The following is a 24,873-nucleotide window of genomic DNA, read 5'->3' on the forward strand; positions in this document are numbered from 1 at the left end:
ATCGGACGGACGCCGCAGCAGCCAGCGGCTTCAAACCGACGCTCCGGCGAGAGCCGTCTCGATACGCGCCGAGCCCTCGGCGATCTTTTCGCCTCTGGCGCGCGCGAAACTCGCTTGAAGCGTCGCGAGCGCGTCGGGGCTCCGGCCTTGCGAACGCCAGCAGATGAATCCGTCAGGGCGCACGAACAGCGCGCCTTCAGGCGAAACCCCGAGACGCGGCAGAAAAAGCCCTTCGGGATCGTCGACGTCAAATCCCAGGCGACAGACGCCGAGCGGCGCGCCGGAGCGACGGCCGACTCGCAGCGCCGCTTCGATCCAGTCGCCGCCATCCGGCCCCGCGAAGAGCATGAATGTGCGTCCGATCAGATCGTGAGAGGAGATCGTCTCCTCTCCCCGCCTCAGCCAGACGTGCGCGAGGCGTGTTCCCGGCGCGCCAGTCGGGCGCAAAGGATCTTCGACCGGCGCGCCGCTGTCGACTCCGTCGGCGATGATCGCGTCCGAGCGATATCGATAACCCATCGCGGTTTCGAGCACGCCATATTCGTCTTCCCGAATACGCAAGTCCTGGCGCTCGGGCAGCATGCGTTCGACGTAATTGGCGATGGATCGCGCGATCGCGATCCGCGCCACCGGCCGGCGCTCGGTCTCATAAGAATCTAGCAGCGCGGGAGCGGCCTGGTTGTTCACCACCAGGGCCAGCTTCCACGCCAGGTCCGCGGCGTCCTGGATCGCGGTCTGTCCGCCGAGTCCGCCGACCGGCGGCGCGATATGCGCGCAGTCGCCGGCAAGAAACACCCGGCCGAAGGCCATGCGATCAGCGAGAAGCGCGGCCATCCGCCAGGGACGAATGTCGAGAATCTTCACCGCAACGTCTTGGACGCCGAGAGATTGTCGAACGAGTTCCTGGCATCGTTCCTCGTCGAAATCGGTCTCCCGATAAAGGGAGGAATCATATTCTATGTTGATCTGGGCATGGTTGGGTTCGTCGCAGGTGACGAAGGCGCCGCAGAACGCCGCGCCGCGAAAATAATAGAGCGCGAACCCATCGCTCGGCAGGATGGCGTCGAGATCGGCCTCGAACAACACCGCGATCGTGTCCGCGATGAATCCCGGGCCTTCCATCTTCACGCCGCCGGAGTCGCGGATCGTTCCGCCGGCGCCGTCGGCGGCGATCATATAGTCGGCAAGAACGGCGGTTTCCTGTCCCGAAGCTTCGTCGCGCAAAATTGCCTCGACGCCGTCATTGCGTTGAGAGAAGCGCGCCAGCGCCGTCGAAAATCTGATGTCGGCGCCATGCTGGCGGGCGAAGCGCAGCAGCACAGGTTCGACCCGGTCCTGGCCCGCGGTGCAAATCTTGCTCGGCGACACACCCGTCATGTCGAGCGAATTCTTGGTCACGAGCGTCTCGATCGGCGGACTTGTGACGGAATCCGCAATGACCACCGTCGTATCATTGGCGCCGGTGCGGCTCGCCGCGAACAGCGCGTCCTCCAAACCTTCGACGACGCGAAGAACCTCCATGCTGCGCCTGTTCAGCCCATGCGCTTTCGGCAGTCGCGACGTTGACGGGCGACGCTCCACGAGAATGCAGGGGACGCCGCGCCATGCGAGCAGAGTGGCCGCCGACAGACCGGCGTAGCCGGCGCCGACGATAAGAACAGGGACGCGCTCCACGCTCATGAGACATGTCCTTTCAAGCGCAACGGGACGCCAGCCGACTCCTCGGGCGCGGATCGAAGGTTGAGCCGGATCAAGAAAACGGCGAGGGCTTCCGGCCAGATCAGAGATTGATAGGCGATCTCCGGACGGTTCACGGCGAGTCCGAATAGAATGAACAGCGGCGCGATGAGCCACTGCGTAAGCACGTCAACAGAGGTCAGTTCCGCGAACGACTTCCGCGCGAGCGTCAGTCCTCGAACGATACTGCCGACGAAGCGGATAGGCAGGGAGAGCGCCAAGCAGGCGACGAATACGGACCACCAGCCTCCATGTTGACGGTAAAGGGTCGCGCCGATCCAATCGCGCCCGAACAGCAGTAGGACTGCGGCGGTCAGTGCGATTGGGGCGCCGACCCGCACCACTGGCGCGAGCGCCGGCGTCCAGTCGCCCCGAGCTTTCGCCGGAAGGCGGATGGCGATAAAGCGCGTCAGCGTAATCAGCGGACCAAGTACGAACAGCATGAAAGTTTGGGCGGCGGCAAATGAATCGAGACGCTGACCGTCGGCGCTGTTTTGCCAAGGGAGCGAAAAAAGGGTCAGCATGAAGAGCATCGCCGCCCGCGGGGAGAGCACGCGCAACGCTTCCCAAAAGGTTCCGCTCAGAAAAGAGCGGACGAATGCGATTTCCGGGACGCGCATTCTACGCGCGCCATGCGCTTCCAGCCGGCTCCACAGCCAAATCGAGGCGATGGCCGAAACGATGCAGCTCGCGAGAAAACATCCGGCGAAACCAAAGCCGAGGGCGTTCATGAAAAGGACGTTGGCCCCGGCTTTCGCGGGAATTTCCGCGAGTTTCCATGTGAGCGCCGAACCGCCGCGTCCGAGGGCGTGCAACAAGAATCCTTGCGTATTCGAAAGAACGCGAAAAGGCGTGCCGGCAACGAGCCAAAAGATCGGCGCGCCGACAAAGGGCGCCGCCGCGGCGTCGCCCATTAGCGCGCTGAGCAAGGCCGGGTAGGCGAATAAGCCGAAAATCGCTGTTGCGACTCCAAGCGCGAGGGAGAGCGCGCAAGTCTTTTCGACGGCCTCGGCGGTTTCGCCATTCCTTTGCGCATGGCCAAGCGCAATCGCCGCGACGGCGGCGCAAGCGATAGTGACGGCGACATCGAGCAGCGCGATGCGCATCAGAATCGCATAAGCTCCCAACGCGCGTCCGCCCAGTCTCGCGACCATGGCGAGATCGATTTGCATAATGAAGGCGGCCACGGAAGTGCTGGCGAACAGCAACCAATATCCGCGCCACAGCGGCGCGCTAGTCATCGCGCCAGGCTCTGCCATCCCGGAAACATGTCGAGTTCAAAGGACTGTAGCGTAAAGTAACCAAAAATATTCGGCGGGGCCGGCAGCGGCTCCTCGGGTTCGATAAGTTCGATCTCACGTCCCAAACGAACGCTGCGGCATTTCCAGCCGATGACAAGATCAGTCGTGTCTGCGCAGCCGATGACGATTCCGCAATCTCTACCGCGGTCGAGAATCGCCCAACGGGCGGCTGACGCCGCCATCATCGATCGCAAATATTTGTCGTCCGCGAGCAACCGCTCTTTGAACGGCGATTGGCGCATCCAAGCGTAGACCCACAGATAATAGGACCAGTCGAAGGCGAGCTTCTTCTCTCCGGCCCAGGCCATGAACGGCCGGAAGATGGACATCCCGTCGAGACCGGAAAGCTCCAACAGTTCGGGGCAGATGTCGAAGAGCGTGTGCCAATACATGCGCAGGCTCACGTCGATCCGCACGAAAGCCTTATGGTCCGTAAGATATTTTGCGTTCAGTTCCGGCGACATCAGCGCCGGGTAAAGGTCGCGATCAGTCCGACTAGGCAGAGAGAGCAAGATCATGACGCCTTTCTTCCGGTTGACCGAACAGATCTCGCAACAACTTCAGATCGGCGACGACATCCTCAAATTCGATCCGGTCGTCGCGCTCATAGGTCATCGTCACGCCCGGCTTGTCGAAGACCGATTGGAAATCTCTTAGGAAGGCGAGCGTGTCCGGCGCAAGCGCCTCGGCGTGAGTGTCCAGGGAGATGAAAGGCTCGACCAGGGAATGCCTGTAGCCCGCGACATGAAAATGCTGGGCCTCGGCGATGACGTTGCGCCAGGCTTCGAACGGCGTCCCGCAATTGCGAAGGGAGCAGACCGCATTGGACGCGTCGAACAGCACGCCTGCGCCGGTTTCTTTCATGAGGCGCTCAAAAAAAGCCGGCGCCTCCAGCCCCCCGTCCATGATGGAGGGATAATTTTCAAAATGAATGCGCTGGCCGACAAGCTCCTGCCACTGCAGGACCTTGTCGCGCGTGAATTCATATTCCGTGGAATAATCTATTTCGCCCAAGTAAAAAAAAGCGCGCCCTTCATGAGTGAAGCGCAGAATGTGGTCCGAGACGTAAATCGGATTCAGCGCGTCAATATAATCTCGAAGCCGAGCGGCGAAATCGACGAGCGTCGGCCGATCGGCTTCAAGAAACTTGGAATACATGACGTGCAAGCCGATAGGACAATCGAACGACCTGGCCAATTCGTCTGGCTCGACGCAAAAGAAATTGTCGATGAGAAATTCGCAGTAATCGATGTGTCGTTCGGCGATGAGCCTTTGGACCATGTCAAAGGTCTCGCCGAGCGTGAAATTGAAGCCAAGCCGCATTTAGTGTCGCCTTCGTCCTGTCGCGCCGAACCTCGACCGCGCCGCCCGCCGGGGAGCCGGCGGCGCGAGCCGATCGTGCTTAGCCGTTGGTGGCGGCGCAGGTCGAAGCGCAGCCGGCGCCGGCGCGGCCGATAACGTTAAGAGTAATGCGCTTGGCGATACGGATGGTCATGATGGCCTCCCTCTTAGAGTTCGTCTGGAAAGTCCAGACGGGGTTCGCAGCACGCGGGACCCGAATAGTAGGACGAGCGAGGCCGCAAAAATCGGACAGACTGCGATGAGAATTTTTTCGAGCCGGCGGGATTTTTATTTCCGTCACCTTGCGGACGACAGAAGGCGTGGCCAAGAACTCGGTCGGCGTGGTCGACGTCTTGACGCTCGGGCCTGAGAGTTCGAAGGCGCGATCAAAGTGCTCCAGCGCCTGACCGAGTTTGCGATTGACCGTCCTAAGGGAAACGCCGATTTCCTGCGCGATCTCCGAATGGCTGAAACCCAATATTCGGTTCATGAAAAAGATCTGACGACAGCTTCGCGGCAGCTGCGCCAGGGCCGCTTGAAACTCTAACGCCAGCCCCAACGCCTCTATCGCCGGCGCGATCCGCGCCTCTCGGGCGGCGGCCTGAAACCAAGCGCTATTTTCAGCTATTGCCCGGGCATGCGTCCTTTGTCTTCGCAGCGCATCGATGGCGAGCGTGCATGTCATTTTCGACACATAGCCGCGCGTGTTGGCGACCAGGTCGCCATGGTCGCTTTCAAGCATTTTGAGATAGGCTTCCTGGACCATGTCTTCGGCATCGTCCGAGCCGATTACCCGGCGCGCCCGCGTGATCAGATCGCGGTGATGGCTTCGAAACAGTCGGTTGATCGTCTCATGAGATTTGGCCATCAGCGCATTCCCTCCCAAGCGCGCCGCCAACGAAACGCATCGATCGCAAACGGCCGGAAGGGCCTTCGGCGATGCGTTGACTTAATGATAATCCGCGACGATTCGCTGCCGAATTGCGTCGCCTGGACTTAGGCGGGAGGGCCGCGCGCCGGCGGCGATTCCGAATGCTTCGGCGGCGCCGGAAGAACAGCGGGGGTAAGAATGACGCTTTGGCCGGTCGGACGGATTAAGCGCGAAACGAGTTCGAAAACGCATAAATCGGGCGGGTGGGAGTTGCAGCAGGAGACGCAGTCGACGCAGGAGCCGGCGCGGTCCGTCGGCGAATAAGGATTTGCCGGACTCGCGTCATTCTTGCAGATGGGGGCGGTAAAGGTCGGATGCTGAACGCGAGCGTGCGCCGCGCCGGTCGACACGACCGCCGCCTGCAGTAATGTCGCAAGCAAAAGAAATAGCCGAATGAGCATGGATGCCGCCAACCCCTGCTTACGGTCTATCGATCATAGGCGCTAAACGCGCTAGCGGCAACACGAAAACTCCTTATGCGCCGAGCACATGGCGCAACGCCCGCTAAAGGCGTTACTGTCGACAATCAAACCGTCGACGCTCCATCTCTATATTTATCAGCGAGACTCCCAACGATGCCGAGCGGGTTCGAAAGCCCTGCGTCGGTCGTCGCTTCGTCGATTTCGACGCATGTAGAAGTCGTCGGTCCGCGACGAACCAACCGCAAAGACGCAAAGACCAAGTGTGGCGGAAGCGCAACAATTACAAATATTGAAACAAGTCGACGCCAAACTTCATTGACAAATGAATTGCTGTGTAAGCAGAATTCACTATGCGGCAAGGTAGACAAAAAATAGGGCGCTATGTACGTCCGTTTGTGGCGGCTGTCGTCGCATGTCTGCTGTTTCAGCAAGCTTTGGCGCTTGTTTTTTCTCATGTTCGTTACAGCGGCGACATCGGAGCCTTCATCAGCTCCCCTGTGGCGCTTTCCAGCGAAATTTGCGCCGACAAGGGCGACGGCGACGGCAAGGCGCCCCATGTCCAGCACATGCACTGCCTGGCCTGCTACCTGAACGAGCAAGGCGGCGACTCTAGTTCAAAAGTTCTATTGACCGCTGTGGTTCTCGTGCTGGCGCCGCAGTCGGACGATCCTCCTTTCTGGATTGAGCGGAACGATCTCGCGCCGCCAGTCGTTCAGTGGCCAAGTAACAGGCTTTCGCGCGCGCCGCCGACGCTTCTTTCCTAAAGAAGCGCGTTAACGGTCGGCCACCGGGTCTTCGACCCCCGCTCGCCCTTTCTCCATCGCGTCTGATTTTTGCGCGCGTGTTCGCACACGCCGCCGATCGTCGTCGCCTGCGCGCGCGGCCAACGCGCCGCCAAGACACATCTCAATGCTCGTCGTCGACAGGAGAGGAATCATGAGCGCATTTAACCGTTTTGCCATCGCCCTCGGCGGGCTTGCGGCGATAGGCGTCGCGCATGCCGCCAATAAATCGAATGCGAGCGACAGACAGCCGGTTGAGATTCGCTTTGCGCTTACGGCGGGCGATCAACCGGTCGCATGCGGCCGCGACATCGCCGGACTCGGAACCGGCGGTCAGCCGGCCCAACTCCGCGACGCGCGCTTCTACATCTCGGCGCCGGCGCTGATCGACGCCGCCGGCCGCGAAGTTCCGATCGAACTCGAACAGAATGACTGGCAATACGCCAATCTCGCTTTGCTCGATTTCGAGAACAAGACCGGCAAATGCATTGGCAGCGCCGATGTCAACGAGACGATCAAAGGTTCAGCGCCACGCGGCCGCTACAAGGGGATAAGCTTCGTCATCGGCGTCCCAAGTCTCGTTCAGGACAAGGACGGAAAAGACGTCATCCTCAACCACTCGAATTTCGCCACCGCGCCCGCGCCGCTCGATCTGCAGTCGATGAGTTGGAATTGGCAGGCGGGCCGCAAATTCATGAAGATCGAAGTCGATCCGGAAGGCGGCGTGACTCGCCCGCCGCTCAAGCCGAAAAAACCGGCGAACGCAGCGAATGACGCCGGCGCGCAAGGCGGCCCCGGCGCGGCGCCCGATGGCGGCGCGCCGGCGATGGCCGACGCGCCCAAGGCCGCGCCGCTGCGCGTCAATGAGGATGGCACGATCACGGTCTCGACCTGGATGCTTCATCTGGGCTCGACCGGCTGCCGCGGCGACGCCGTCAAAGGCGAAATCGCCTCCTGCACCAATCCCAATCGCATTCCCGTCAAGCTCGCTTCCTTCGAACCAGCGCGACAGCGCGTCGTGCTCGATCTGAAGGCGCTCTTCGCCGGCATCGATCTTGGCAAGGACAAGGGATTTTCGACCGGCTGCATGAGCGGTCCGGCCGATCCGGAATGCGCGCCGATGTTCGAAAACCTCGGGCTGCGGCTCAAAGAGACGGCGCCCGACGCCAATGACGCCGGCCAGGCCAAGGGCGCGCCGACGAAAATCTTCCGCTCGGAGGCCGGCAAATGAAGCGCGGAACTCTTCTGCCCCTCTTCGCCGCGATTCTGATCGCAACCGGCGCGCAAGGCGAAACCAACCAGAGCGCGGATTCATGGAGCTGGACCTTGCCGGAGTTCATGCCGCCGCCGCGCGTTCCGCCGGACAATGCGATGTCGGAGACGCGCTTTGAACTCGGGCGCAAGCTCTTCTATGACGCGCGCCTCTCGGGAAACGGCAAGGAGAGCTGCGCCTCCTGCCATGAGCAGCGCCTGGCTTTCACCGACGGAAGGCCGGTCGGCGTCGGCGCCACCGGCCAGCATACGCCGCGCAATTCGCCGAGCGTCGCGAACGCCGCCTGGCGCGCCACGCTGACCTGGGCCAATCCGGCGCTGGTCACGCTCGAAAAGCAGATGGAGGGGCCGCTCTTTGGCGAAGAGCCCATCGAAATGGGCGTCAATGATGAGAACCGCAAGGAGATCCTCGCGCGCTTTTCCGGCGACGCGGATTATCGCCGCGATTTCGCGGCGGCGTTTCCGGGCGAAGCCGATCCGATCAACTTCGGCAACATCATCAAGGCGATCTCGGTCTTCGAGCGCGGCGTCGTGTCGACCTCCTCGAAATATGATCGCTATCTTCTCGGCAAGGCGACGCTCACCCCGGAAGAGACGCGCGGCAAGGATTTGTTCTTTGGCGAGAAGGCGGAGTGCCATCACTGCCACGGCAGCGTGAATTTCGACGATCAGTTCTATCACGCGAAAACCCGCGAGATCGAGACGCCGTTTCACAATACCGGCCTTTATGATCTCGACGGCAAGGGCGCTTATCCGGAGCCCAATCGCGGGGTGTTCGAGAATACCCACAACCCTGCCGAGATGGGCGCGTTTCGCGCGCCGAGCCTGCGCAACATCGCCGTCACTGCTCCCTATATGCACGACGGCAGCGTCGCGACGCTTGAAGAAGTGATCGACATTTACGCGGCCGGCGGCCGCAACGTCGCCAGCGGTCCGTTGAAGGGCGACGGCCGCTACAATCCGAACAAGAGCGCGCTGATCGTGCCGATCGATCTGTCGCCCCAGGAAAAGAGCGATCTGATCGCCTTCCTGAAAACGCTGACCGACGACTCCCTGCTGACCTCCCCCCGCTTCGCCGACCCCTGGAAAAAGGCGTCGACCGCAAGCGGCTCAACGCGTGCGCCTACTCAATGAGTTTCAACCCCAGATAGGAAAGATAAGAAGATGCGGACTCGATCGAAATTGATGCACGGCGTGGCGCTCGGCGCTCTCGCCGTCTTGTCCTCCCCGTCCGGCGCCCATGCGCAGCAGGCGCTTCCGCAAATCACCATTGGCGCCGCGCAGCGGGCGCCCGCCACGCCTCCGGCCGTAGAGGAATCGACGACAGGCGAACACGGATATGCGCCGGGCTTCAATCCCGTCCGCGCGAAATTGCCGATCTACCGCGATCCGCCGGGCGAGACGGCGACGACCGTCAACACCAAATTCTTAAGGCCGACGCCGCTGGTCGATGTCCGGGGCGTGCTGAATTACAGCCCCGGCGTCTCCATACAGCAGGGCAATAATGCGCGCGATCTGATGATCTCGATTCGCGGGTCCGGCAATCGTCTCGGCGTCGGGTTCCCATTTGGTATTCGCAACATCATGCTCTGGGAAGACGGCTTTCCGATCATGACGGCCGACGGCAATGGCCGTTCCGACCTGCTCGATCCGCATTCTTACGCCGCCGTCGACGTCTATCGCGGACCCTCATCCGCGCTCTTCGGCAATTACGCTTATGGCGGCGCGATCAATTTCCGCACCTTTACCGGCGCCGAAATCGACGGCGTCCACACAGGTTCGGAATTTGGCAGCTTCGGCTATGTCAACAATTACATTCGCGTCGGCAAGGCCGTGAAGGACAGCGTGCTCGGCGGCTTCGATCTGGCGTTTTTCGCATCCGACGCCAACAGCACCGGCTGGACCCGCAATTCTTTCTCAGGCAAACAAGCCAAGTTTCTCGGCAGATGGGACGTGACCCCGGCCGATCGCGTCACCGTGAAATATATCGCCAACAACTTGAGATCGGAGTACATCAACCGAGAAAATATAGGCGTGTTCTATCTTAATCCTTTTCAACAAGGCTGCGCCATCCCCACCGTTTGGAACGCCCAATTGTGCAACAATCTAAACGTGCCGGCGAACGGCGCGTACACGGATGGTCGTGTGGCCCCGCCTCCACCGAAAACCTTTGCGCCTTTGGTCAAGCAGAGCGTGTGGCAGCTCGGCACTCACACGAATACGCTCAGACAGATCGGCGGCGTTCAGTTCGAGCATGATTTTGATAAGGACACGACGTGGCGGTCACTATTCACTTACGACTATCTCGATAACATCAACGGCACTTGGACGCCGCCGAAAGTCGGGCCCACGTTCGTCGGCGGGCTCGGCGGACCTGTCGGGATCAGAGGCCCGACCGTCGGCATTACCGCACAGACTGACATCACCAGTCACGTTCCAATCTTTGGGTTTCCGGCGACGCATTTTCTCCAGTTCTTCTATAACAACGCCAAAACCACCAACCCGCTCTTTAACCAGATCCCGAATACTTGGTATAGCGGCGCAACCGGCGCGCAGGTCAGCAAGATCGATTCTTACACGTCAAACATCAGTTTGCGCGCGCGCGAAGAAATTGCGCTCGCGCCAGGCCTGACCGGCGTCATCGGCTTCAGCGCCAACTGGAACCGGGTCTGGGGCGTCAACACCGTTTACAACTACGCCATCAACCAAAAGCCGGCCTTTCCTACTCAGATCGCGGTCGACAATGACTATTGGAACACAGCGCCGGACGCATCGCTCACCTATCGCTATGGCCCAGAGTGGCAAGTGCGGGCGCGCTATGCGACCGGCTACAGCACGCCGACATTCGTGTTCCTCACCAATACGCGAAACGGAGTCGGACAAAATCCGCTGAAGGCTCAGACCAACATGGGCGTCGATCTCGGAATCGACTGGACGCCGCGCTCTGACCTCACCGTCAGCGTGACCGGTTTCAATGAATGGCACCGCAATGAAATTTTGACGTTGAGCAACGCACTTGTCTCATATCAGCAGAACATTCCCGCCTCTCTCCACCGCGGCGTCGAGCTGAACGCCGATTGGCGGCCCTTTGAGGGATGGCGGCTCATCACGGCCTATACGTTCAACAATCAGTTCTTCACCAATTATTGGGACGATCTCGGAGCGGTCAGTGGCGTTCCTGCGCTGGCCAAAGTTCCTGTTCTTTACAATCGCGCGGGCAACAGAATTCCCAATGTGCCGGCGCATACGCTGACAACGCGCTTCGGATATGATCAGCCTTTCGGCGATCTCGCGGGTCTCGGCGCCTATGTCGAATATATCTTCAAGAGCGATTATACGATCGACAACGCTAATTACACCACCATCCCAAGCTACAGCGTGGTCAATCTCAACGCTCATTATAATCACGACCTGACAAACTTCTATATCAAGAACATCGAACTCTATTTCGATGTCCAGAACGTCTTCAATCGGACCTATGTCAACGGCGCAACCGTGCTTGGCAATTCGCTCATCCCCGGCACCGCGCTACAAACGCCGATCGTCTGGCCGACCGGCGGCCTGGTGCTGGCGCAAGGCGCGGGAATTATCGCCGGCCAGCCGCGTGGATACACGGCAGGCATCAAGCTCAAGTTTTGATGCGATCGGGCGCCGCCCCCGTTTGTGGGGCGGCGCCCGCTAGGCAAGCGCTTCGCAGCCAAGCTTCGAAAACGCTCACAACAGCGATATCCACACTGAACCAATAATGCGCCGGGCGATGCGGCGACGACGAATAACAGTTCTTGGAATTGGAGATTGCCCAAGCCGGACAGCTTCTGTCCGCGAAATTTGCGAAGGAGGCGATGCAATGCTTCGCACTGACCACGCAATCGGACGCATGATCGCCGCCGCGGGTTTCGTGGCGCTCCTCCCTGCCGTCGCGGATTTGCCGTCCGTTTCGGCGCATGCGGAAAATCTTTCGAACGCTCCCGCTGCGCATGGTCTTGCGCTCTATGGCGAACCGGCGCTGCCGAAGGATTTCGCTCATTTTCCTTATGCCTATCCCCGCGCGCCAAAAGGCGGCGCACTGCGGCTCGGCAAGCGTGGGGGATTCGAAAGTCTCAATCCGTTCAATTCCAGATTCGGGGATGCGCCGCAGCTCATCATCGGCAATGTGCTGCAAAGCCTGATGACCCGATCGCAGGACGAGCCCTATTCGCTTTATCCGCTGATCGCGCAGTCGGTCGATATCGACGACGCACGCGAACACGTCACCTTTCACATCGATCCTCGGGCGCGCTTTTCCGACAAGACGCCGATCTTCGCCTCCGACGTACTATTCTCCTTCGAATTGCTGAAGTCGAAAGGCCGACCGGGCCATCGCGCCACTTTCGCGTTGGTGAAATCCGCCGTCGCGGTCGACGACCATGCGGTGCGGTTCGATCTGACCGGCGTGCAGGATCGCGAAGCGCCGCTTATTCTCGCGGCCATGCCGGTGCTGTCGAAAAAGACCATCAATGTCGAGCGTTTCGACGCGCTCGACATGACGATACCTCTCGGTTCTGGTCCTTACGTGATTTCAGAAGCGAAACTCGGCGAGCGTCTTGTCCTGCGCCGCGACCCCGACTATTGGGGCCGCGACATTCCGAGCCAGCGCGGCCTTTATAATTTCGATGAAATCGGTCTGGATTTCTACCGCGACGAAGCCGCGCTGTTCGAGGCGCTGAAGGCGGGACTGATCGATTATCGCGAGGAGACGAGCGCCGCGCGCTGGTCGAGCGGCTATGACTTCCCCGCCATTCGTGACGGCGCCGTCGTGAAGGAAGTCCTGCGGCCCGGCCGACCGACGGGAATGGAAGGCTTCGTCTTCAATCTGCGTAAACCAATCTTTCGCGATGCGCGGCTGCGCGAGGCGATTGCGATGATGTATGACTTCGAGTGGATCAACGCCAATTTTTACAGCGGACTCTACGTCCGCACGCAAAGCTATTTCGGAGAGTCGGATTATGCTTCGACGGGGCGGCCTGCGAGCGCCGCCGAGCGCGCCTTTCTCGCGAAGTTTCCCGGCGCCGTTCGCGACGATATTCTCGAGGGCCGCTGGAGACCGGTTCGTCACGACGGTTCGGGACGCGATCGCGCGGTCGCGAAGCGCGCGCAGGAGCTTCTCGCTGAAGCTGGTTATGTTCTCGTCGGCGGACGACTCCAGAAGGACGGCGTTCCGGTCACGTTCGAAATCATGATTCGCGACCGCGACGAAGAGAGGCTGGCGCTCAATTTCGCAGGCTCGTTGAAGCGCATCGGAATCGAGGCCAATCCCCGCCTATATGACGACGTCCAGTATCAGCGCCGGCGGCGACGCTTCGAATTTGACATGATGACTGGGCAATGGCTGGCGACGGCGGTGCCAGGACAGGAGCAGCTGAATCGCTGGACCACGGAAAGCCTCAACCGGGAAGGCTCAGTCAATCTGGCCGGCGCCGCCTCGCCGGCGCTCGACGCCGCGATCGCGAATCTGATCGCATCGCGCACCAGCGAGGACAGCATTTGGGCGGGGCGCGCGCTCGATCGCATCTTGCTTTCCGGATTCTATTTCGTGCCTCTCCAGCATGCGAACGCCATCTGGTGCGCGCATAACGCCGCCATCCGCCATCCTGAACGCACGCCGCTCGTTCCGATGTATCCCTTCGGCTTCAGCTTGGAGAATTGGTGGAAGCAGAGCGCTCAGTCTCATTGAGAATCGTGTTGGCGGCCTGCGTCGGAAAGCGGTAGGGATGATTGTAAACCGCTCGAGCAAAAGCCAGAGACGCAACATGGGGCAAGAGCCCTGGCCGACTGAACTCCGCCTCCTGGAAGGCGGACGCACGCTGAACGTCGCCTTCGACGACGGCGCGCAATTCGCGCTCAGCGCCGAGCTGTTGCGCACGCAAAGCCCGAGCGCCGAAGTTCAGGGACATTCCGAGCGGGAGCGAAAGACCGTCGGCGGCAAGCGCAATGTCGCGATCATCGGCGTCGCGCCGGTCGGCAATTACGCCGTGCGGCTCGACTTCGACGACATGCATCGCACCGGCATCTACACTTGGCGATATTTGCGAGAACTTGGGGAGACGGCGACGCAGCGATTCGACGCCTATGTCGAAGAGCTTGCGGCCAAGGGGCTCGATCGCGATCGACCCGGAGAAAAATAGTCAAAATGAAACGGCCGACGCGCGCGCCGGCCGTTTAAACCGCGCTGCCGAGAGTTACCGCGTCACGACCACGCGGGTGCCGACCTTCACTCGATTATAGAGATCGACGACGTCGTCATTGGTCATGCGGATGCAGCCTGACGACACGGCCTGACCGATCGTCCAGGGCTCGTTCGAACCATGAATGCGATAGAGCGTGCCGGAAAGATACATGGCGCGCGCGCCGAGCGGGTTGCTCAATCCGCCAACCATGTGCCTTGGCAGGTCGGGGCGGCGGCGCAGCATCTGCGCCGGCGGCGTCCAATCCGGCCACTCGCGCTTACGCGAAATATAGCGCGTGCCCGCCCATTCGAATCCCGGGCGGCCGACGCCGACGCCGTAGCGGATCGCCTGGCCATTGCCGAGCGTGTAGTAGAGGTGCCGCTCATTGGTGGCGATGATGATCGTGCCCGGCGCATATCTCTCGCCAAAGGCGACGACCTCGCGCGGAACCGCGACCGCCTGAGGACGGCCATCGCTCGACTGGGGCGCGAAACCGCCGCCGCCGAAAAGCGCGCCGAAAGGGTCGAACGCCGGCGCCGGCGCCGGCTGCGGCGCGCCGCTGCGCGCAAATCCCTCAGAAGAAACGCCGCAAAGCGCGCCGATTGCGCAAACTAACGCAAGAGCAAGACGCCGCATGATGGTCCCTTTGTCTAAGAGTGGGCGTGCGCCGCGCCGACTCGGAAATCGTCGCGGGCACCGCGACGATTAGTCTCGCAGCAGGTGCGCGCGGGCAAGCGGACAAGTCCCGCGAGGCGGCGTTTCTCCAGCGATTGTGGCAGAGTTGCAACAGTAAGCGTGAGCGTAACAGCGGTAATATGCTCAGAATTTTAAAGTGGTCGCCTGTTTGACGCCGGGCAGGCTCTTCAGGCCCGCCAGCGCATGCGTCGGCAATTCGCCGTCAATGGCGACGAGCGCGACAGCCACGCCTCCAGGCCTGTCTCGACCGAGCGCAAAGGTCGCGATATTGACCTCGGCGTCGCCCAGCGCTCCGGCGAATCTGCCGATAAAGCCAAGCCGGTCCTCATTCGTCACATAGATCATCGAAGGCGAGAATTCGGCGTCGACGCCAATCTCGCCGATGCGGATGATGCGCGGCTTGCCGTCGTGAAAAACGGTGCCCGAGACGCAGATTTCGCCCTGCGCCGTATGCGCGCTGAGCGTGACGAGCGATTCATAATCGCCCTGCGCCTCGCGGGTGATTTCCTCGATCGCCAAGCCGCGCTCCTTGGCGAGGATCGGCGCCGAGACCGGATTGACGTCTTCAAGAATCGGCCGAAGCAATCCCGATAGAGCCGCGGACGTAATCGCGTGCGTCTTTTGGAAAGCGACGACGCCTTCATAGACGATCGATAATTTCTCGACGCCGACGCGCGCGATCTGACCCACGAAGAGGCCGAGCTTCTCGGCAAGCTCGACAAAGGGTTTGAGCTTCGGCGCCTCTTCGGGGCTGATCGAGGGAAAATTCACGGCGTTGGCGATCGCGCCGCGCGTCAGATAATCCGCCATCTGCTCGGCGATCTGCAGCGCCACCTTTTCCTGCGCCTCGCTCGTCGAGGCGCCGAGATGCGGCGTGCAGACGACATGCGGATGACCGAACAGCGGATTTTCGGTCGCCGGCTCCTGAGCGAAGACATCGAACGCCGCGCCGGCGACATGTCCCTCATCCAGCGCTTTGCGCAACGCTTCTTCATCGACGAGTCCGCCGCGCGCGCAATTGACGATGCGCACGCCCTTGCAGGTCTTGGCGATGTTTTCCGCCGAGAGAATGTTTTTCGTCTGCGTCGTCAGCGGCGTATGCAGCGTGATGAAATCGGCGCGCGCCAAAAGCCCGTCAAGTTCGACCTTTTCGACGCCAAGCTCCTCGGCGCGTTCTTCGGTGAGATAGGGGTCGAAGGCGATAACGCGCATCTTGAGGCCGAGCGCGCGTTCGGCGACATTGGCGCCGACATTGCCGCAGCCGATGACGCCGAGCGTCTTGCCGGTGATCTCGACGCCCATGAAGCGGTTCTTCTCCCATTTGCCGGCCTGAGTCGAGGCGTCTGCGGCGGGGATTTCGCGCGCCAGCGCGAACATCAGCGCGATCGCATGTTCGGCGGTGGTGATGGAATTGCCGAAGGGCGTGTTCATGACGATGACGCCGCGCGCCGTGGCAGCAGGCACATCGACATTGTCGACGCCGATGCCGGCGCGACCGACGATCTTGAGACGCTTCGCACGCTCGAAAATGTCGGCGGTTACCCTCGTCGCCGACCGGATGGCCAATCCGTCATAGTCGCCGATCGCGGCGGCGAGCTTGTCCTTGTCCTTGCCGAGGGTCGGTTCGAAATCGACGTCGAGCCCGCGCAGCCGAAAAATCTGCGCGGCGGCGGGCGAAAGAGAATCTGAGATGAGAACGCGCGGCGGCATGTGTTCATCCTATGAAGAAAGGAGCCACGAGCGTAGCTTGGTTGGAAGGCCGCCGAGCGATCAGCTTATTCGAGATTTCGCCAGCGCGGTATGACGCGGGACCCTCTTGAAATGTTATCGGTGGAAAATGGCCTGAAGTTTGATATCTATCGCAAATAGATATCAAAGGACGCGACATGACCGCCACCGCGAAATTATTCAAGCACGGCCGCAGCCAAGCCGTCCGGCTTCCCAAGGAATTTCGGATGCCGGGCACGGAAGTGCGCGTCAGTAAAGTCGGCAACAAGGTCATTCTGGAGCCGATCGAAGTCCCCGCGTTCGACGTCGACGCCTGGCGTGCAAGATTGAACGCCATGGGGGCGGAAGACTTCCTGCCTTCTGGGCTACAAGAAGATTCGCCGCTCGCGCCCGACGAGTCGATCTCGTTCGATTGAACCGCGTCGATGTTTTGCCTCGACACCAATGTCATTATTTTCGCCCTGAACAAGAGGAAGCCGTGGATCGGCGAAAGACTCGATGCGGAATTGAGGGCGGGAACGCCTCTGATCGTTCCGGCTCTCGTCATTTTTGAACTCACCTACGGAGTCGCAAAGAGCAATCGCCCCGAAAAAGCGTGCGCGCTCCTTGATGAGTTTCTTTCCGCCGGTTTCGATCTGCCTTCCTTCGATGGCGAAGATGCGCGCGAAGCCGGCGACATCAGAGCCTTCCTGGAGGAGCGCGGAACGCCGATCGGGCCGTTCGATTATCTTATCGCTGCGCAAGCCCGTCGACGGCGGGCTGTTCTGGTGACGACGAACCGCCGTGAGTTCGAACGGATTCCGAACCTCATCGTGACGGACTGGAGCGATTCATAGCGCCGCGATCAAGGGTTCACGCCGCCTGCGCAGCCTCGGCGCATGCCGCTGCATAGGCCCAGTCGAGCCATTGCGTCAGCAGCGTCACGTCCGACGCCTCGACCGTCGAGCCGCACCAGATGCGGAAGCCCGGCGGCGCGTCGCGATAGGCGCCGAAATCATAGCCCGCGCCCTCCGCTTCGATCATCGCGACCATTTTTTTGGCCAGCGCCGCCTTGGCGTCGGCGCCCGTCGCCGCGCTGTCGCCGGTAAAAACGAGGCAGACGCTGGTGTTGGACCGCGTCGCCGGATCCTTTGCGAGGAAATCAATCCAGGGAGTTCTTTCCACCCAATCGGTCACGGCAAGCGCATTGGCGTCGCAGCGCGCGAACAGCGCCTCAAGTCCGCCGATCGATTTCGCCCATGACAGCGCGTCGAGATAGTCTTCGACCGCAAGGAGCGACGGCGTATTGATCGTCTCGCCTTGAAAAATCCCTTCGTTGAGCTTGCCCTTCTTGGTCAATCTGAAAATCTTCGGCATCGGCCGGGACGGCGTGTAGCTTTCCAGCCGCTCGACGGCGCGCGGCGAGAGAATGAGCATGCCATGCGCGGCCTCGCCGCCGAGCACTTTCTGCCAGCTGTAAGTCGTCACATCGAGCTTGGCGAAATCCAAAGGCTGCGCGAACGCGGCCGAGGTCGCGTCGCAAATCGTCAGACCTTTGCGGTCCGACGGAATGAAATCGGCGTTGGCGACGCGCACCCCGGAAGTCGTGCCGTTCCAGGCGAAGACAACGTCATTGTCGAAATCGATCCGCGCGAGATCAGGCAGTTCGCCGTAAGGCGCCACAAGGCTTCGCGCCTTGTCGATCTTCAGCTGGTTGAGAACGTCATTGACCCAATCTTTTGAGAAGCTTTCCCAGGCGACGACATCGACGCCGCGCGGGCCGAGCAACGACCAGAGCGCGATCTCGACGGCGCCGGTGTCCGACGCCGGCACGATGCCGATGCGATAATCGGCGGGAACTTGCAGAATCTCTCGCGTCAGCGCGATCGCCTGCGCCAGTTTCGCCTTACCGCTCTTCGAACGGTGCGAGCGGCCGAGCGCCGCTCCGGCGAGATTGGCGAGCGCCCATCCCGGACGCTTGGCGCAGGGACCGGAAGAAAAACACGGGTTCGCCGGCTTGGCGCTTGGTTTCGCCACTGTATCGGCGGCCATGACGAATCCTTTGCGGCGTTTCTTGCGATCGCGCTAAGCGCGCGCGGCTTCCTGCGGCGTCTTGGCGCTGATCGCCAGCGCGTGAACCCGATCTGCAAGCTCCTGGGCGAGAAGCGCATTGACCAGACGATGCCGCTCGATCAAGCTCTTGCCCTCGAAAGCCGCGCTCACCACTTCGACGGTGAAGTGGGTTTCGCCGTCGGGATGGTGATGCCCATGCCCGGCGTGGTGATGAGAATCGTCGATCACGTTGAGCGCCGCCGGCGCGAGGCCTTCGGTGAGTTTTTGGGCAATGCGCGCCTTGACGACGCCTTTACTCTGATCCGTCATTGTTCATCTCCCCGTCGGCGCCGTATCTGCATATCGGGCGCCGGTTGTGCTTGCGGCGTGCTGCGGCGCCATCATAATGGAACGACATGAACCTCAATTCGCCCCTGTTCGATCGCATCCGAACGCAGCGCGAGCCGCGCGAAGCCCCGCGCGAGAGCGTGATCCGCTGCGATTCGCCGGGCTGCGAGGCGGAAGGCACCTATCGCGCGCCGATGGGCCGGCTGCGCGAGGGGCAGTATTTCTGCTTCTGCCTTGAGCATGTTCGGGAATACAACGCAACCTACAATTATTTCAACGGTATGGATGACGCTTCGGTCGCCCGCTACATGAAGGACGCGACCGTCGGCCATCGGCCGACCTGGTCGATGGGAACGCGTCGCGGACAGGCCGGCTTTCGGGAGGACCCGATGGCGGCGGCGGCCGATCCGCTTGGCGTGTATCGCCAGCGCTTCCGCCGTCCGCCGCCCGCCCCCGAGCGCCGAGGTCGGACCCATTCGCCGGTGACGATCAGGGCCTTCGTCGCCATGGGGCTCGAGGAGACGGCGGATAAAGAGGCGATCCGCGCGCGCTACAAGGAACTGGTCAAGCGCCATCATCCCGACGCAAATGGCGGCGACCGCTCCCGCGAGGAAAAATTGCGGGAAATCATCCATGCCTATAAGACGCTGAGGGCCGCACGGTTGGTCTGAGCGCTCGATTGGGGCGGGGCTTTTGGCCCCCGCTGGCTTAGTTTCGGCGTAACGAAAGGACGCATTTTGGTCGCTCTAGAACATGCCGCAACCGGGCTCGACAGCACGCCGGACATGAAGATTTCCGTGCGCCAGGTGTTCGGAATCGACTCCGACATGGAGGTTCCGGCCTTCTCCGAGCGCAATGAACATGTGCCCGACCTCGATCCCGACTATCTGTTCGATCGCCAGACGACGCTCGCCATCCTCGCCGGCTTCGCCAAGAACCGTCGGGTGATGGTGACCGGCTATCACGGCACCGGAAAGTCGACCCATATCGAGCAGGTGGCGGCGCGGCTCAACTGGCCCTTCGTGCGGGTCAATCTCGACAGCCATATTTCGCGCATCGACCTTGTCGGCAAGGACGCCATCGTCCTCAAGGACGGCAAACAGGTCACCGAATTTCGCGACGGCATCCTGCCCTGGGCGGTTCAGCATAATATCGCGCTCTGCTTCGACGAATATGACGCCGGCCGCCCCGACGTGATGTTCGTGATCCAGCGCGTGCTCGAAGTCTCGGGCCGCCTCACGCTGCTCGATCAGAACCGGGTGATCCGGCCTCATCCGGCGTTCCGCCTGTTCGCCACCGCCAATACGGTCGGGCTTGGCGACACGTCCGGCCTTTATCACGGCACCCAGCAGATCAATCAGGCGCAGATGGACCGCTGGTCGATCGTCGCGACGCTGAATTATCTGCCGCATGACGCCGAGACCAATATCGTGCTCGCCAAGGTGAAATCCTATGGCGCGTCGAAGGAAGGGCGCGATGTCGCCAACAAGATGGTGCGGGTCGCGGATCTCACCCGCAACGCCTTCATGGCCGGCGATCTCTCGACGGTGATGAGCCCGCGCACCGTCATCACCTGGGCCGAGAACGCCGAGATTTTCGGCGACATCGGCTTCGCCTTCCGGATGACGTTTTTGAACAAATGCGACGAACTTGAGCGCCCGCTGGTCGCCGAATTCTACCAGCGCTGCTTCGGCAAGGAACTGCCGGAAAGTGCGGTGAATGTGGTGATGACATAGAGAGGGCTTGGCCCTCTCTCTCACCCTCCCCCACTAAAGCGGGAGAGGGGGCGGCAGGCGTTACGCGCAATCTCTTGTGAAACGCGCAATCTTCTCACTCTCCCGCGAAGCGGGGGAGGGCCGGGGTGGGGGCATGGCGGCGTTCAACCGAGCAGCCGCTACATTAGAAAAATGCCGACGCTAAGCTTGAAAGGCTCACCGACACGTCGCGGGCGCGAAAGCATGAAGCCGGCATGCGGAACGGAAATTGCTCGCGTCGCAGGCAACTGTATCCGACGCGAGGGGTTCATGCCGCTTTACGCCTATGTTTGCGACGCCTGCGCGGCGGAATTCGAACTGCTGGTGCGCGGCTCGGACGTCCCGGCCTGTCCCCAATGCGGGAGCGAGAAGCTGCAGCAGCAGATTTCCCGCATCTCCAAGGAGATCAAATACCCGGCCATCGCCAAATCCTGGCGGAAGCGCGCCGCGGCGGAAGGCGATCTCTCCAACTTCAACAAGGCCGAACGAAAATTGTAAGGAATCGCGCAATTCATGCCTTTCGGGCTGAAACCGCGCGTCAGCTGCGCCCTCCGGGCTTTGCGCAAATTTAAGCGATTTGAACCACTCTCGCTCTGACGCGCTTGCCAAGCGGCCAGGCGGAAAACGCTATCGACCGCCCAATAATCGCCCCGGACCGGGCGGAGAATCGCGATATGCGGATCGGAAGAATATTCGCCATAGGCATATTGGCGCTCTTCTTGGGCGCATGCGCCTCGACCGCCGAGCTGCGCGCCGCGGACGAAGTCCGCTGCCGCGGCTATGGCTTCCGCAAGGGGACCGACGCCTTCTCGAAATGTCTGCTCGACATCGACCTTAATCGCGACGCCGACCGCCGCGCCAGTCTCAACTATTCCTATGGCCCCGGGCTGGGCTGGTACGGCCGCCCCTGGAGATATTGGTGAGGCGTCGGCCCGGCGCATCGCGTGAGGCTTTTCCTTCCTGCGCCAGAGCGAACTGGTCTATATTGGGCGGATGCCTCCAGCTCCCACGAACCGCCGTCCCGCCTCGCCAAAGGAGGCGCCGCAGGAGCCGTTCAAACGCGCCGTCGCCGGCGCGATGCGCGCCATGGCCCGCGCGCCGGCGCTCGACGTCACCTTCGCGCCCGAACGGCCGTCGCTCATTGCCGCCAATGAGGGCGCCAAGGCGCGGCTGACCGAGCCGCCGCGCAAGCTCACCCTGAAAGACGCCTCGATCCTGCGCGGACAGGCGGATTCGCTGGCGCTGCGTCTTGCCTGTCATGACGACGCGCTGCATCGCCGCTATGCACCCGAGCCCCCCGACGCCCGCGCCGCCTTCGACGCCATGGAACAGGCGCGCTGCGAATCAATCGGCGCGATGCGGATGACGGGCGTCGCCGCCAATATCGGCGCGATGCTCGACGACCGCTATCAACGCAGCCACGCCGGCGAGATTTCAAGCCGCGACGACGCGCCGCTCGAAGACGCGCTGGCGCTGCTCGCCCGCCAGCGCCTGACCGGACTCGCGCCGCCGCCGCACAGCGAGAAAATCGTCGATCTGTGGCGCGACACGATCGAAGAGCGCGCCGGCGCCGATCTCGACCGTCTGTCCGGCGCGGTGGAGGACCAAAAACTCTTCGCCCAGATCGTGCGCGACCTGCTCTCGCATCTCGACATGGCGAGCGGCGAGGCGCCGGACGAGACCAAAGCCGACGAGGAGAGCGAGGAAGCGCCGCAAAATCCCGATCAGAACGAGAGCGACGATCAGGACGACGAGGAATCGAAAAGCGCGACTGAATTGGACACCGCGCTCGCCGCCGAGGATGCGGAGCAGGAAGGCGAAAGCGATTCGGCGGAAGCGCCCTATGGCGAGACCGAGCGCGAGGCCGACGCCGGCGACGCCGAGGAAGCCGCCGAGGCGCGCCGCCCGGCGACCAACGCCGCCGAGCGCGCCGGCGCCGATTATCACGCCTATACGACGCGCTTCGACGAGACCATCCGCGCCGAGGAGCTCTGCGACGCCGAGGAGCTTGATCGGCTGCGCGCCTATCTCGACAAGCAGCTGCTGCATCTCTCCTCGGTGGTGGGGCGGCTCGCTAACCGGCTGCAGCGCCGGCTGATGGCGCAGCAGAGCCGCTCCTGGGAGTTCGACCTCGAAGAAGGCATGCTCGACCCGGCGCGCCTGCCGCGGATCATCATCGATCCGCAGCAGCCTCTGTCCTTCAAGCGCGAAAAGGACATGGATTTTCGCGATACGGTGGTGACGCTGCTCTTGGACAATTCCGGCTCGATGCGCGGGCGCCCGATCACCGTCGCCGCCACCTGCGCCGATATTCTGGCGCGCACGCTGGAGCGCTGCGGCGTCAAGGTCGAGATACTCGGCTTCACCACCCGCGCCTGGAAGGGCGGCCAGTCCCGCGAGGCCTGGATTGCCGAGGGCAAGAAGCCCAATCCCGGCCGCTTAAACGACATCCGCCACATCATCTACAAGGCCGCCGACGCGCCTTGGCGGCGCGCCAGGCGCAACCTCGGCCTGATGATGCGCGAGGGGCTCTTGAAGGAGAATATCGACGGCGAGGCGCTGGACTGGGCGCATCGCCGGCTTTTGGCGCGCACCGAGCAGCGGCGCATTCTGATGATGATTTCCGACGGTGCGCCGGTCGATGATTCAACGCTGTCGGTCAATCCGGGGAATTATCTCGAACGGCATCTGCGCCAGATCATTCACGAGATCGAGACCAAGTCGCCGGTGGAGCTGATCGCCATCGGCATCGGCCATGACGTGACCCGCTACTACCGCCGCGCGGTGACGATCGTCGACGCCGAAGAGCTTGGCGGCGCCATGACCGAAAAGCTCGCCGAACTCTTCAGCGAAAGCGCCGCGCCGGCGTCGCCGCCGAGCCAGCGCTCGTCGCGCGCTCCGCTCGCCGCCGCCCGCCATTAACCTTTCGGCGCTTGCTCTTAACTTTTTTGCAACGATTCCGTTCGTCGTGCGTTTCCTCAAAGCGTCGGTTGAACCTTAGGGGATCGTGATGGCGTTCATTCAGTGGCAGGACAATGCGCCTCGCAGAGAGGCAAGTGAAACTGAGCGGTTCATGTGCGTGTCGGCCGTGGTCGCGCTCGCTTGGCTGCCCTTCGCGCTCTGCGCCGCGCTGACGATCTGGGGCTCGTAAGCCCGCCTGTCGGTCGCCGAAACGATTTCGACATCCGCTTTCGCAGGGAGGGCCGCGCGTCGCCCCAAGAGGCGCGCGCGGCGGCGCAAGGCAGATGATGCATTAAGCGCGTGGCCGGCGTTTTTGGTCGGCGCGCGCAATCTTTTTGGGATTTGAGGTCATTCGCGAACGCAAATTCGTGAAGATTCCATCGGCCTCGATTTGCGCCTATAAGGCTTGAGGACTTTAAAGTCCGCCGCAACTCTTCCCCATGGACGGCTCTTGCGCCTCGCCCCGCTTCCAAAATCGATGCTCTTCTTCCTCGCGATGGCGCTGGCGCTCTCGGGCTGCGGCGTGAATTATCACGTCAATCCGGGCCCGCGCACATGGCCCGCCGCGCCGAGCGCGCCCGACAAGTGACGCTCCTCGCGCCCTCGCCATCACACGAGAGAGAACATGGCCACGGTCCGATTGCTCGCCGACGAAGACCTTTCGCCCGTGGCGCAGGAAGTCTTCGCCGACATCCGCGCGACGCGCAAAAGCGATTTCGTCAATAATTTTTGGCGCGCGTTGGCGCATGATCCCGTCACGCTGAAACGCACCTGGGAGAGCGTCAAGCAAGTGATGGGTCCGGGCGTTTTGGACCCCAAGGTCAAGGAGATGATCTATATCGCCGTCTCCATCGCCCATGCCTGCCCCTATTGCATCCATTCGCACACCGCGAGTGCCCGCACCAAGGGAATGAGCGAAGAGGAATATCGCGAGTTGCTGGCGATCGTCGGCATGGCGTCGGAGACGAACCGACTTGTGACGGCGCTCGGCGTGCCAATCGACGAGGAGTATCAGGTGGGGTGAGCGCTGTTTGAGCAGGGTGTTAAGTGGATTACTCGCACCCGTTCCACGTCATGCCCGGCCTTGTGCCGGGCATCCACGCGGCGCCGCCGCGCCAATCTCGCGCGTTGCGCCGCCTCTCGACGTGGATGGCCGGGACAAGCCCGGCCATGACGGAGAACACTTGCCTCAATTCTCTGCTAACCGCACCATGCGCTGATGCGCGGCGGCTGGGTTTAGTCATCCGTGAAGAACTCGCAAGGCGTTGACGTGACGAAGTTTTGAGACCTGCGGAAGTAATCGTTTCCGCAGGTTTTCGCTGCGCGGGATGCTGTTTGCTTGCAAATTGATCCGGCGCCGCTG

26 protein-coding genes are annotated in these 24,873 nt (G+C 61.8%); 16 read left to right on the forward strand and 10 right to left on the reverse strand.

Translation table 11 applies throughout. The features are described 5' to 3' along the window. Positions 1 to 30: 30 nt before the first annotated feature. The 6 genes from mbnF to AB7I51_RS09440 all read right to left on the reverse strand — a co-directional run bounded on the left by mbnF (position 31) and on the right by AB7I51_RS09440 (position 5,711). Positions 31 to 1,680 (reverse strand): methanobactin biosynthesis FAD monooxygenase MbnF, encoded by a 1,650-nt coding sequence (mbnF, locus tag AB7I51_RS09415; RefSeq protein ID WP_428404005.1) that lies wholly within the window; start codon positions 1,678 to 1,680, stop codon positions 31 to 33. After that, entirely contained in the window at positions 1,677 to 2,978 is a 1,302-nt protein-coding gene (gene mbnM, locus AB7I51_RS09420; RefSeq protein ID WP_428404004.1) for a methanobactin export MATE transporter MbnM, read from the reverse strand. The genes mbnF and mbnM overlap by 4 nt, the downstream gene beginning before the upstream one ends. Further along, positions 2,975 to 3,556, reverse strand: coding sequence for a methanobactin biosynthesis protein MbnC (mbnC, locus tag AB7I51_RS09425; RefSeq protein WP_428404003.1), 582 nt, complete (start codon positions 3,554 to 3,556; stop codon positions 2,975 to 2,977). The genes mbnM and mbnC overlap by 4 nt, the downstream gene beginning before the upstream one ends. Beyond that, complete coding sequence (mbnB, locus tag AB7I51_RS09430) at positions 3,534 to 4,361, reverse strand: methanobactin biosynthesis protein MbnB (RefSeq protein ID WP_428404002.1); 828 nt, start codon at positions 4,359 to 4,361, stop codon at positions 3,534 to 3,536. Before mbnB ends, mbnC begins: the two co-directional genes overlap by 23 nt. A gap of 79 nt (positions 4,362 to 4,440) precedes the next feature. Then, a complete protein-coding gene (locus AB7I51_RS09435; protein ID WP_428404001.1) occupies positions 4,441 to 5,247 on the reverse strand; it encodes a methanobactin precursor domain-containing sigma factor in 807 nt (268 codons plus the stop codon). A 128-nt stretch (positions 5,248 to 5,375) separates the two neighbouring features. Beyond that, positions 5,376 to 5,711, reverse strand: a complete 336-nt coding sequence (locus tag AB7I51_RS09440) for a hypothetical protein (RefSeq protein WP_428404000.1) — start codon at positions 5,709 to 5,711, stop codon at positions 5,376 to 5,378. 371 nt (positions 5,712 to 6,082) lie between these two features. On the opposite strand from AB7I51_RS09440, the gene AB7I51_RS09445 reads away from it, so the two are divergent. The 6 genes from AB7I51_RS09445 to AB7I51_RS09470 all read left to right on the forward strand — a co-directional run bounded on the left by AB7I51_RS09445 (position 6,083) and on the right by AB7I51_RS09470 (position 13,950). Then, positions 6,083 to 6,496 carry a DUF2946 family protein gene (locus tag AB7I51_RS09445; RefSeq protein WP_428403999.1) on the forward strand — a complete coding sequence of 138 codons (414 nt, stop codon included), beginning with the start codon at positions 6,083 to 6,085 and terminating at the stop codon, positions 6,494 to 6,496. 172 nt (positions 6,497 to 6,668) lie between these two features. After that, complete coding sequence (locus AB7I51_RS09450; RefSeq protein ID WP_428403998.1) at positions 6,669 to 7,745, forward strand: MbnP family copper-binding protein; 1,077 nt, start codon at positions 6,669 to 6,671, stop codon at positions 7,743 to 7,745. Then, positions 7,742 to 8,920 (forward strand): MbnH family di-heme enzyme, encoded by a 1,179-nt coding sequence (locus AB7I51_RS09455; RefSeq protein ID WP_428403997.1) that lies wholly within the window; start codon positions 7,742 to 7,744, stop codon positions 8,918 to 8,920. The genes AB7I51_RS09450 and AB7I51_RS09455 overlap by 4 nt, the downstream gene beginning before the upstream one ends. Before the next feature lie 30 nt (positions 8,921 to 8,950). Next, positions 8,951 to 11,425 (forward strand): TonB-dependent receptor family protein, encoded by a 2,475-nt coding sequence (locus tag AB7I51_RS09460; protein WP_428403996.1) that lies wholly within the window; start codon positions 8,951 to 8,953, stop codon positions 11,423 to 11,425. A gap of 208 nt (positions 11,426 to 11,633) precedes the next feature. Beyond that, positions 11,634 to 13,499, forward strand: a complete 1,866-nt coding sequence (locus AB7I51_RS09465; RefSeq protein ID WP_428403995.1) for an extracellular solute-binding protein — start codon at positions 11,634 to 11,636, stop codon at positions 13,497 to 13,499. Positions 13,500 to 13,575: 76 nt separating this feature from the next. Then, positions 13,576 to 13,950 (forward strand): gamma-butyrobetaine hydroxylase-like domain-containing protein, encoded by a 375-nt coding sequence (locus AB7I51_RS09470; RefSeq protein ID WP_428403994.1) that lies wholly within the window; start codon positions 13,576 to 13,578, stop codon positions 13,948 to 13,950. Positions 13,951 to 14,004: 54 nt separating this feature from the next. On the opposite strand, the gene AB7I51_RS09475 is transcribed toward AB7I51_RS09470, so the two are convergent. Next, the gene (locus tag AB7I51_RS09475) at positions 14,005 to 14,628 is read right to left on the reverse strand and encodes a L,D-transpeptidase (protein WP_428403993.1); all 624 of its coding nucleotides are present in this window, start codon (positions 14,626 to 14,628) and stop codon (positions 14,005 to 14,007) included. Between the two features lie 183 nt (positions 14,629 to 14,811). Continuing rightward, positions 14,812 to 16,398 (reverse strand): phosphoglycerate dehydrogenase, encoded by a 1,587-nt coding sequence (gene serA / locus AB7I51_RS09480; RefSeq protein WP_428403992.1) that lies wholly within the window; start codon positions 16,396 to 16,398, stop codon positions 14,812 to 14,814. Between the two features lie 176 nt (positions 16,399 to 16,574). Here serA and AB7I51_RS09485 point away from each other — a divergent pair, with 176 nt between their 5' ends. Both AB7I51_RS09485 and AB7I51_RS09490 read left to right on the forward strand, forming a co-directional pair. Continuing rightward, a complete protein-coding gene (locus AB7I51_RS09485; RefSeq protein ID WP_428403991.1) occupies positions 16,575 to 16,832 on the forward strand; it encodes an antitoxin in 258 nt (85 codons plus the stop codon). A 9-nt stretch (positions 16,833 to 16,841) separates the two neighbouring features. After that, positions 16,842 to 17,252, forward strand: coding sequence for a PIN domain-containing protein (locus tag AB7I51_RS09490; RefSeq protein WP_428403990.1), 411 nt, complete (start codon positions 16,842 to 16,844; stop codon positions 17,250 to 17,252). A 16-nt stretch (positions 17,253 to 17,268) separates the two neighbouring features. Here the strand turns inward: AB7I51_RS09490 and AB7I51_RS09495 are convergent, their stop codons facing one another. Both AB7I51_RS09495 and AB7I51_RS09500 read right to left on the reverse strand, forming a co-directional pair. Then, positions 17,269 to 18,447 (reverse strand): phosphoserine transaminase, encoded by a 1,179-nt coding sequence (locus AB7I51_RS09495; RefSeq protein WP_428403989.1) that lies wholly within the window; start codon positions 18,445 to 18,447, stop codon positions 17,269 to 17,271. A gap of 33 nt (positions 18,448 to 18,480) precedes the next feature. Next, on the reverse strand, positions 18,481 to 18,777 hold the full coding sequence (locus AB7I51_RS09500; RefSeq protein ID WP_428403988.1) for a BolA family protein: 297 nt from the start codon (positions 18,775 to 18,777) through the stop codon (positions 18,481 to 18,483). Positions 18,778 to 18,863: 86 nt separating this feature from the next. Here AB7I51_RS09500 and AB7I51_RS09505 point away from each other — a divergent pair, with 86 nt between their 5' ends. The 8 genes from AB7I51_RS09505 to AB7I51_RS09540 all read left to right on the forward strand — a co-directional run bounded on the left by AB7I51_RS09505 (position 18,864) and on the right by AB7I51_RS09540 (position 24,534). Then, on the forward strand, positions 18,864 to 19,466 hold the full coding sequence (locus tag AB7I51_RS09505) for a J domain-containing protein (protein WP_428403987.1): 603 nt from the start codon (positions 18,864 to 18,866) through the stop codon (positions 19,464 to 19,466). A 66-nt stretch (positions 19,467 to 19,532) separates the two neighbouring features. Further along, on the forward strand, positions 19,533 to 20,531 hold the full coding sequence (gene cobS, locus AB7I51_RS09510; protein WP_428403986.1) for a cobaltochelatase subunit CobS: 999 nt from the start codon (positions 19,533 to 19,535) through the stop codon (positions 20,529 to 20,531). A gap of 288 nt (positions 20,532 to 20,819) precedes the next feature. After that, positions 20,820 to 21,047: an FmdB family zinc ribbon protein gene (locus AB7I51_RS09515; RefSeq protein WP_428403985.1), complete on the forward strand. Its 228-nt coding sequence runs from the start codon at positions 20,820 to 20,822 to the stop codon at positions 21,045 to 21,047. Positions 21,048 to 21,223: 176 nt separating this feature from the next. Beyond that, positions 21,224 to 21,472 carry a hypothetical protein gene (locus AB7I51_RS09520; RefSeq protein ID WP_428403984.1) on the forward strand — a complete coding sequence of 83 codons (249 nt, stop codon included), beginning with the start codon at positions 21,224 to 21,226 and terminating at the stop codon, positions 21,470 to 21,472. Between the two features lie 70 nt (positions 21,473 to 21,542). Further along, positions 21,543 to 23,471, forward strand: a complete 1,929-nt coding sequence (cobT, locus tag AB7I51_RS09525; RefSeq protein WP_428403983.1) for a cobaltochelatase subunit CobT — start codon at positions 21,543 to 21,545, stop codon at positions 23,469 to 23,471. A gap of 88 nt (positions 23,472 to 23,559) precedes the next feature. Continuing rightward, positions 23,560 to 23,700 (forward strand): hypothetical protein, encoded by a 141-nt coding sequence (locus AB7I51_RS09530; RefSeq protein ID WP_409980521.1) that lies wholly within the window; start codon positions 23,560 to 23,562, stop codon positions 23,698 to 23,700. 261 nt (positions 23,701 to 23,961) lie between these two features. Then, a complete protein-coding gene (locus tag AB7I51_RS09535; RefSeq protein ID WP_428403982.1) occupies positions 23,962 to 24,099 on the forward strand; it encodes a hypothetical protein in 138 nt (45 codons plus the stop codon). Between the two features lie 36 nt (positions 24,100 to 24,135). Beyond that, positions 24,136 to 24,534: a carboxymuconolactone decarboxylase family protein gene (locus AB7I51_RS09540; protein WP_428403981.1), complete on the forward strand. Its 399-nt coding sequence runs from the start codon at positions 24,136 to 24,138 to the stop codon at positions 24,532 to 24,534. Positions 24,535 to 24,873: the final 339 nt, after the last annotated feature.

The sequence above is a fragment of the Methylocystis sp. genome, assembly GCF_050246715.1.
Taxonomy (GTDB): Bacteria; Pseudomonadota; Alphaproteobacteria; order Rhizobiales; family Beijerinckiaceae; genus Methylocystis.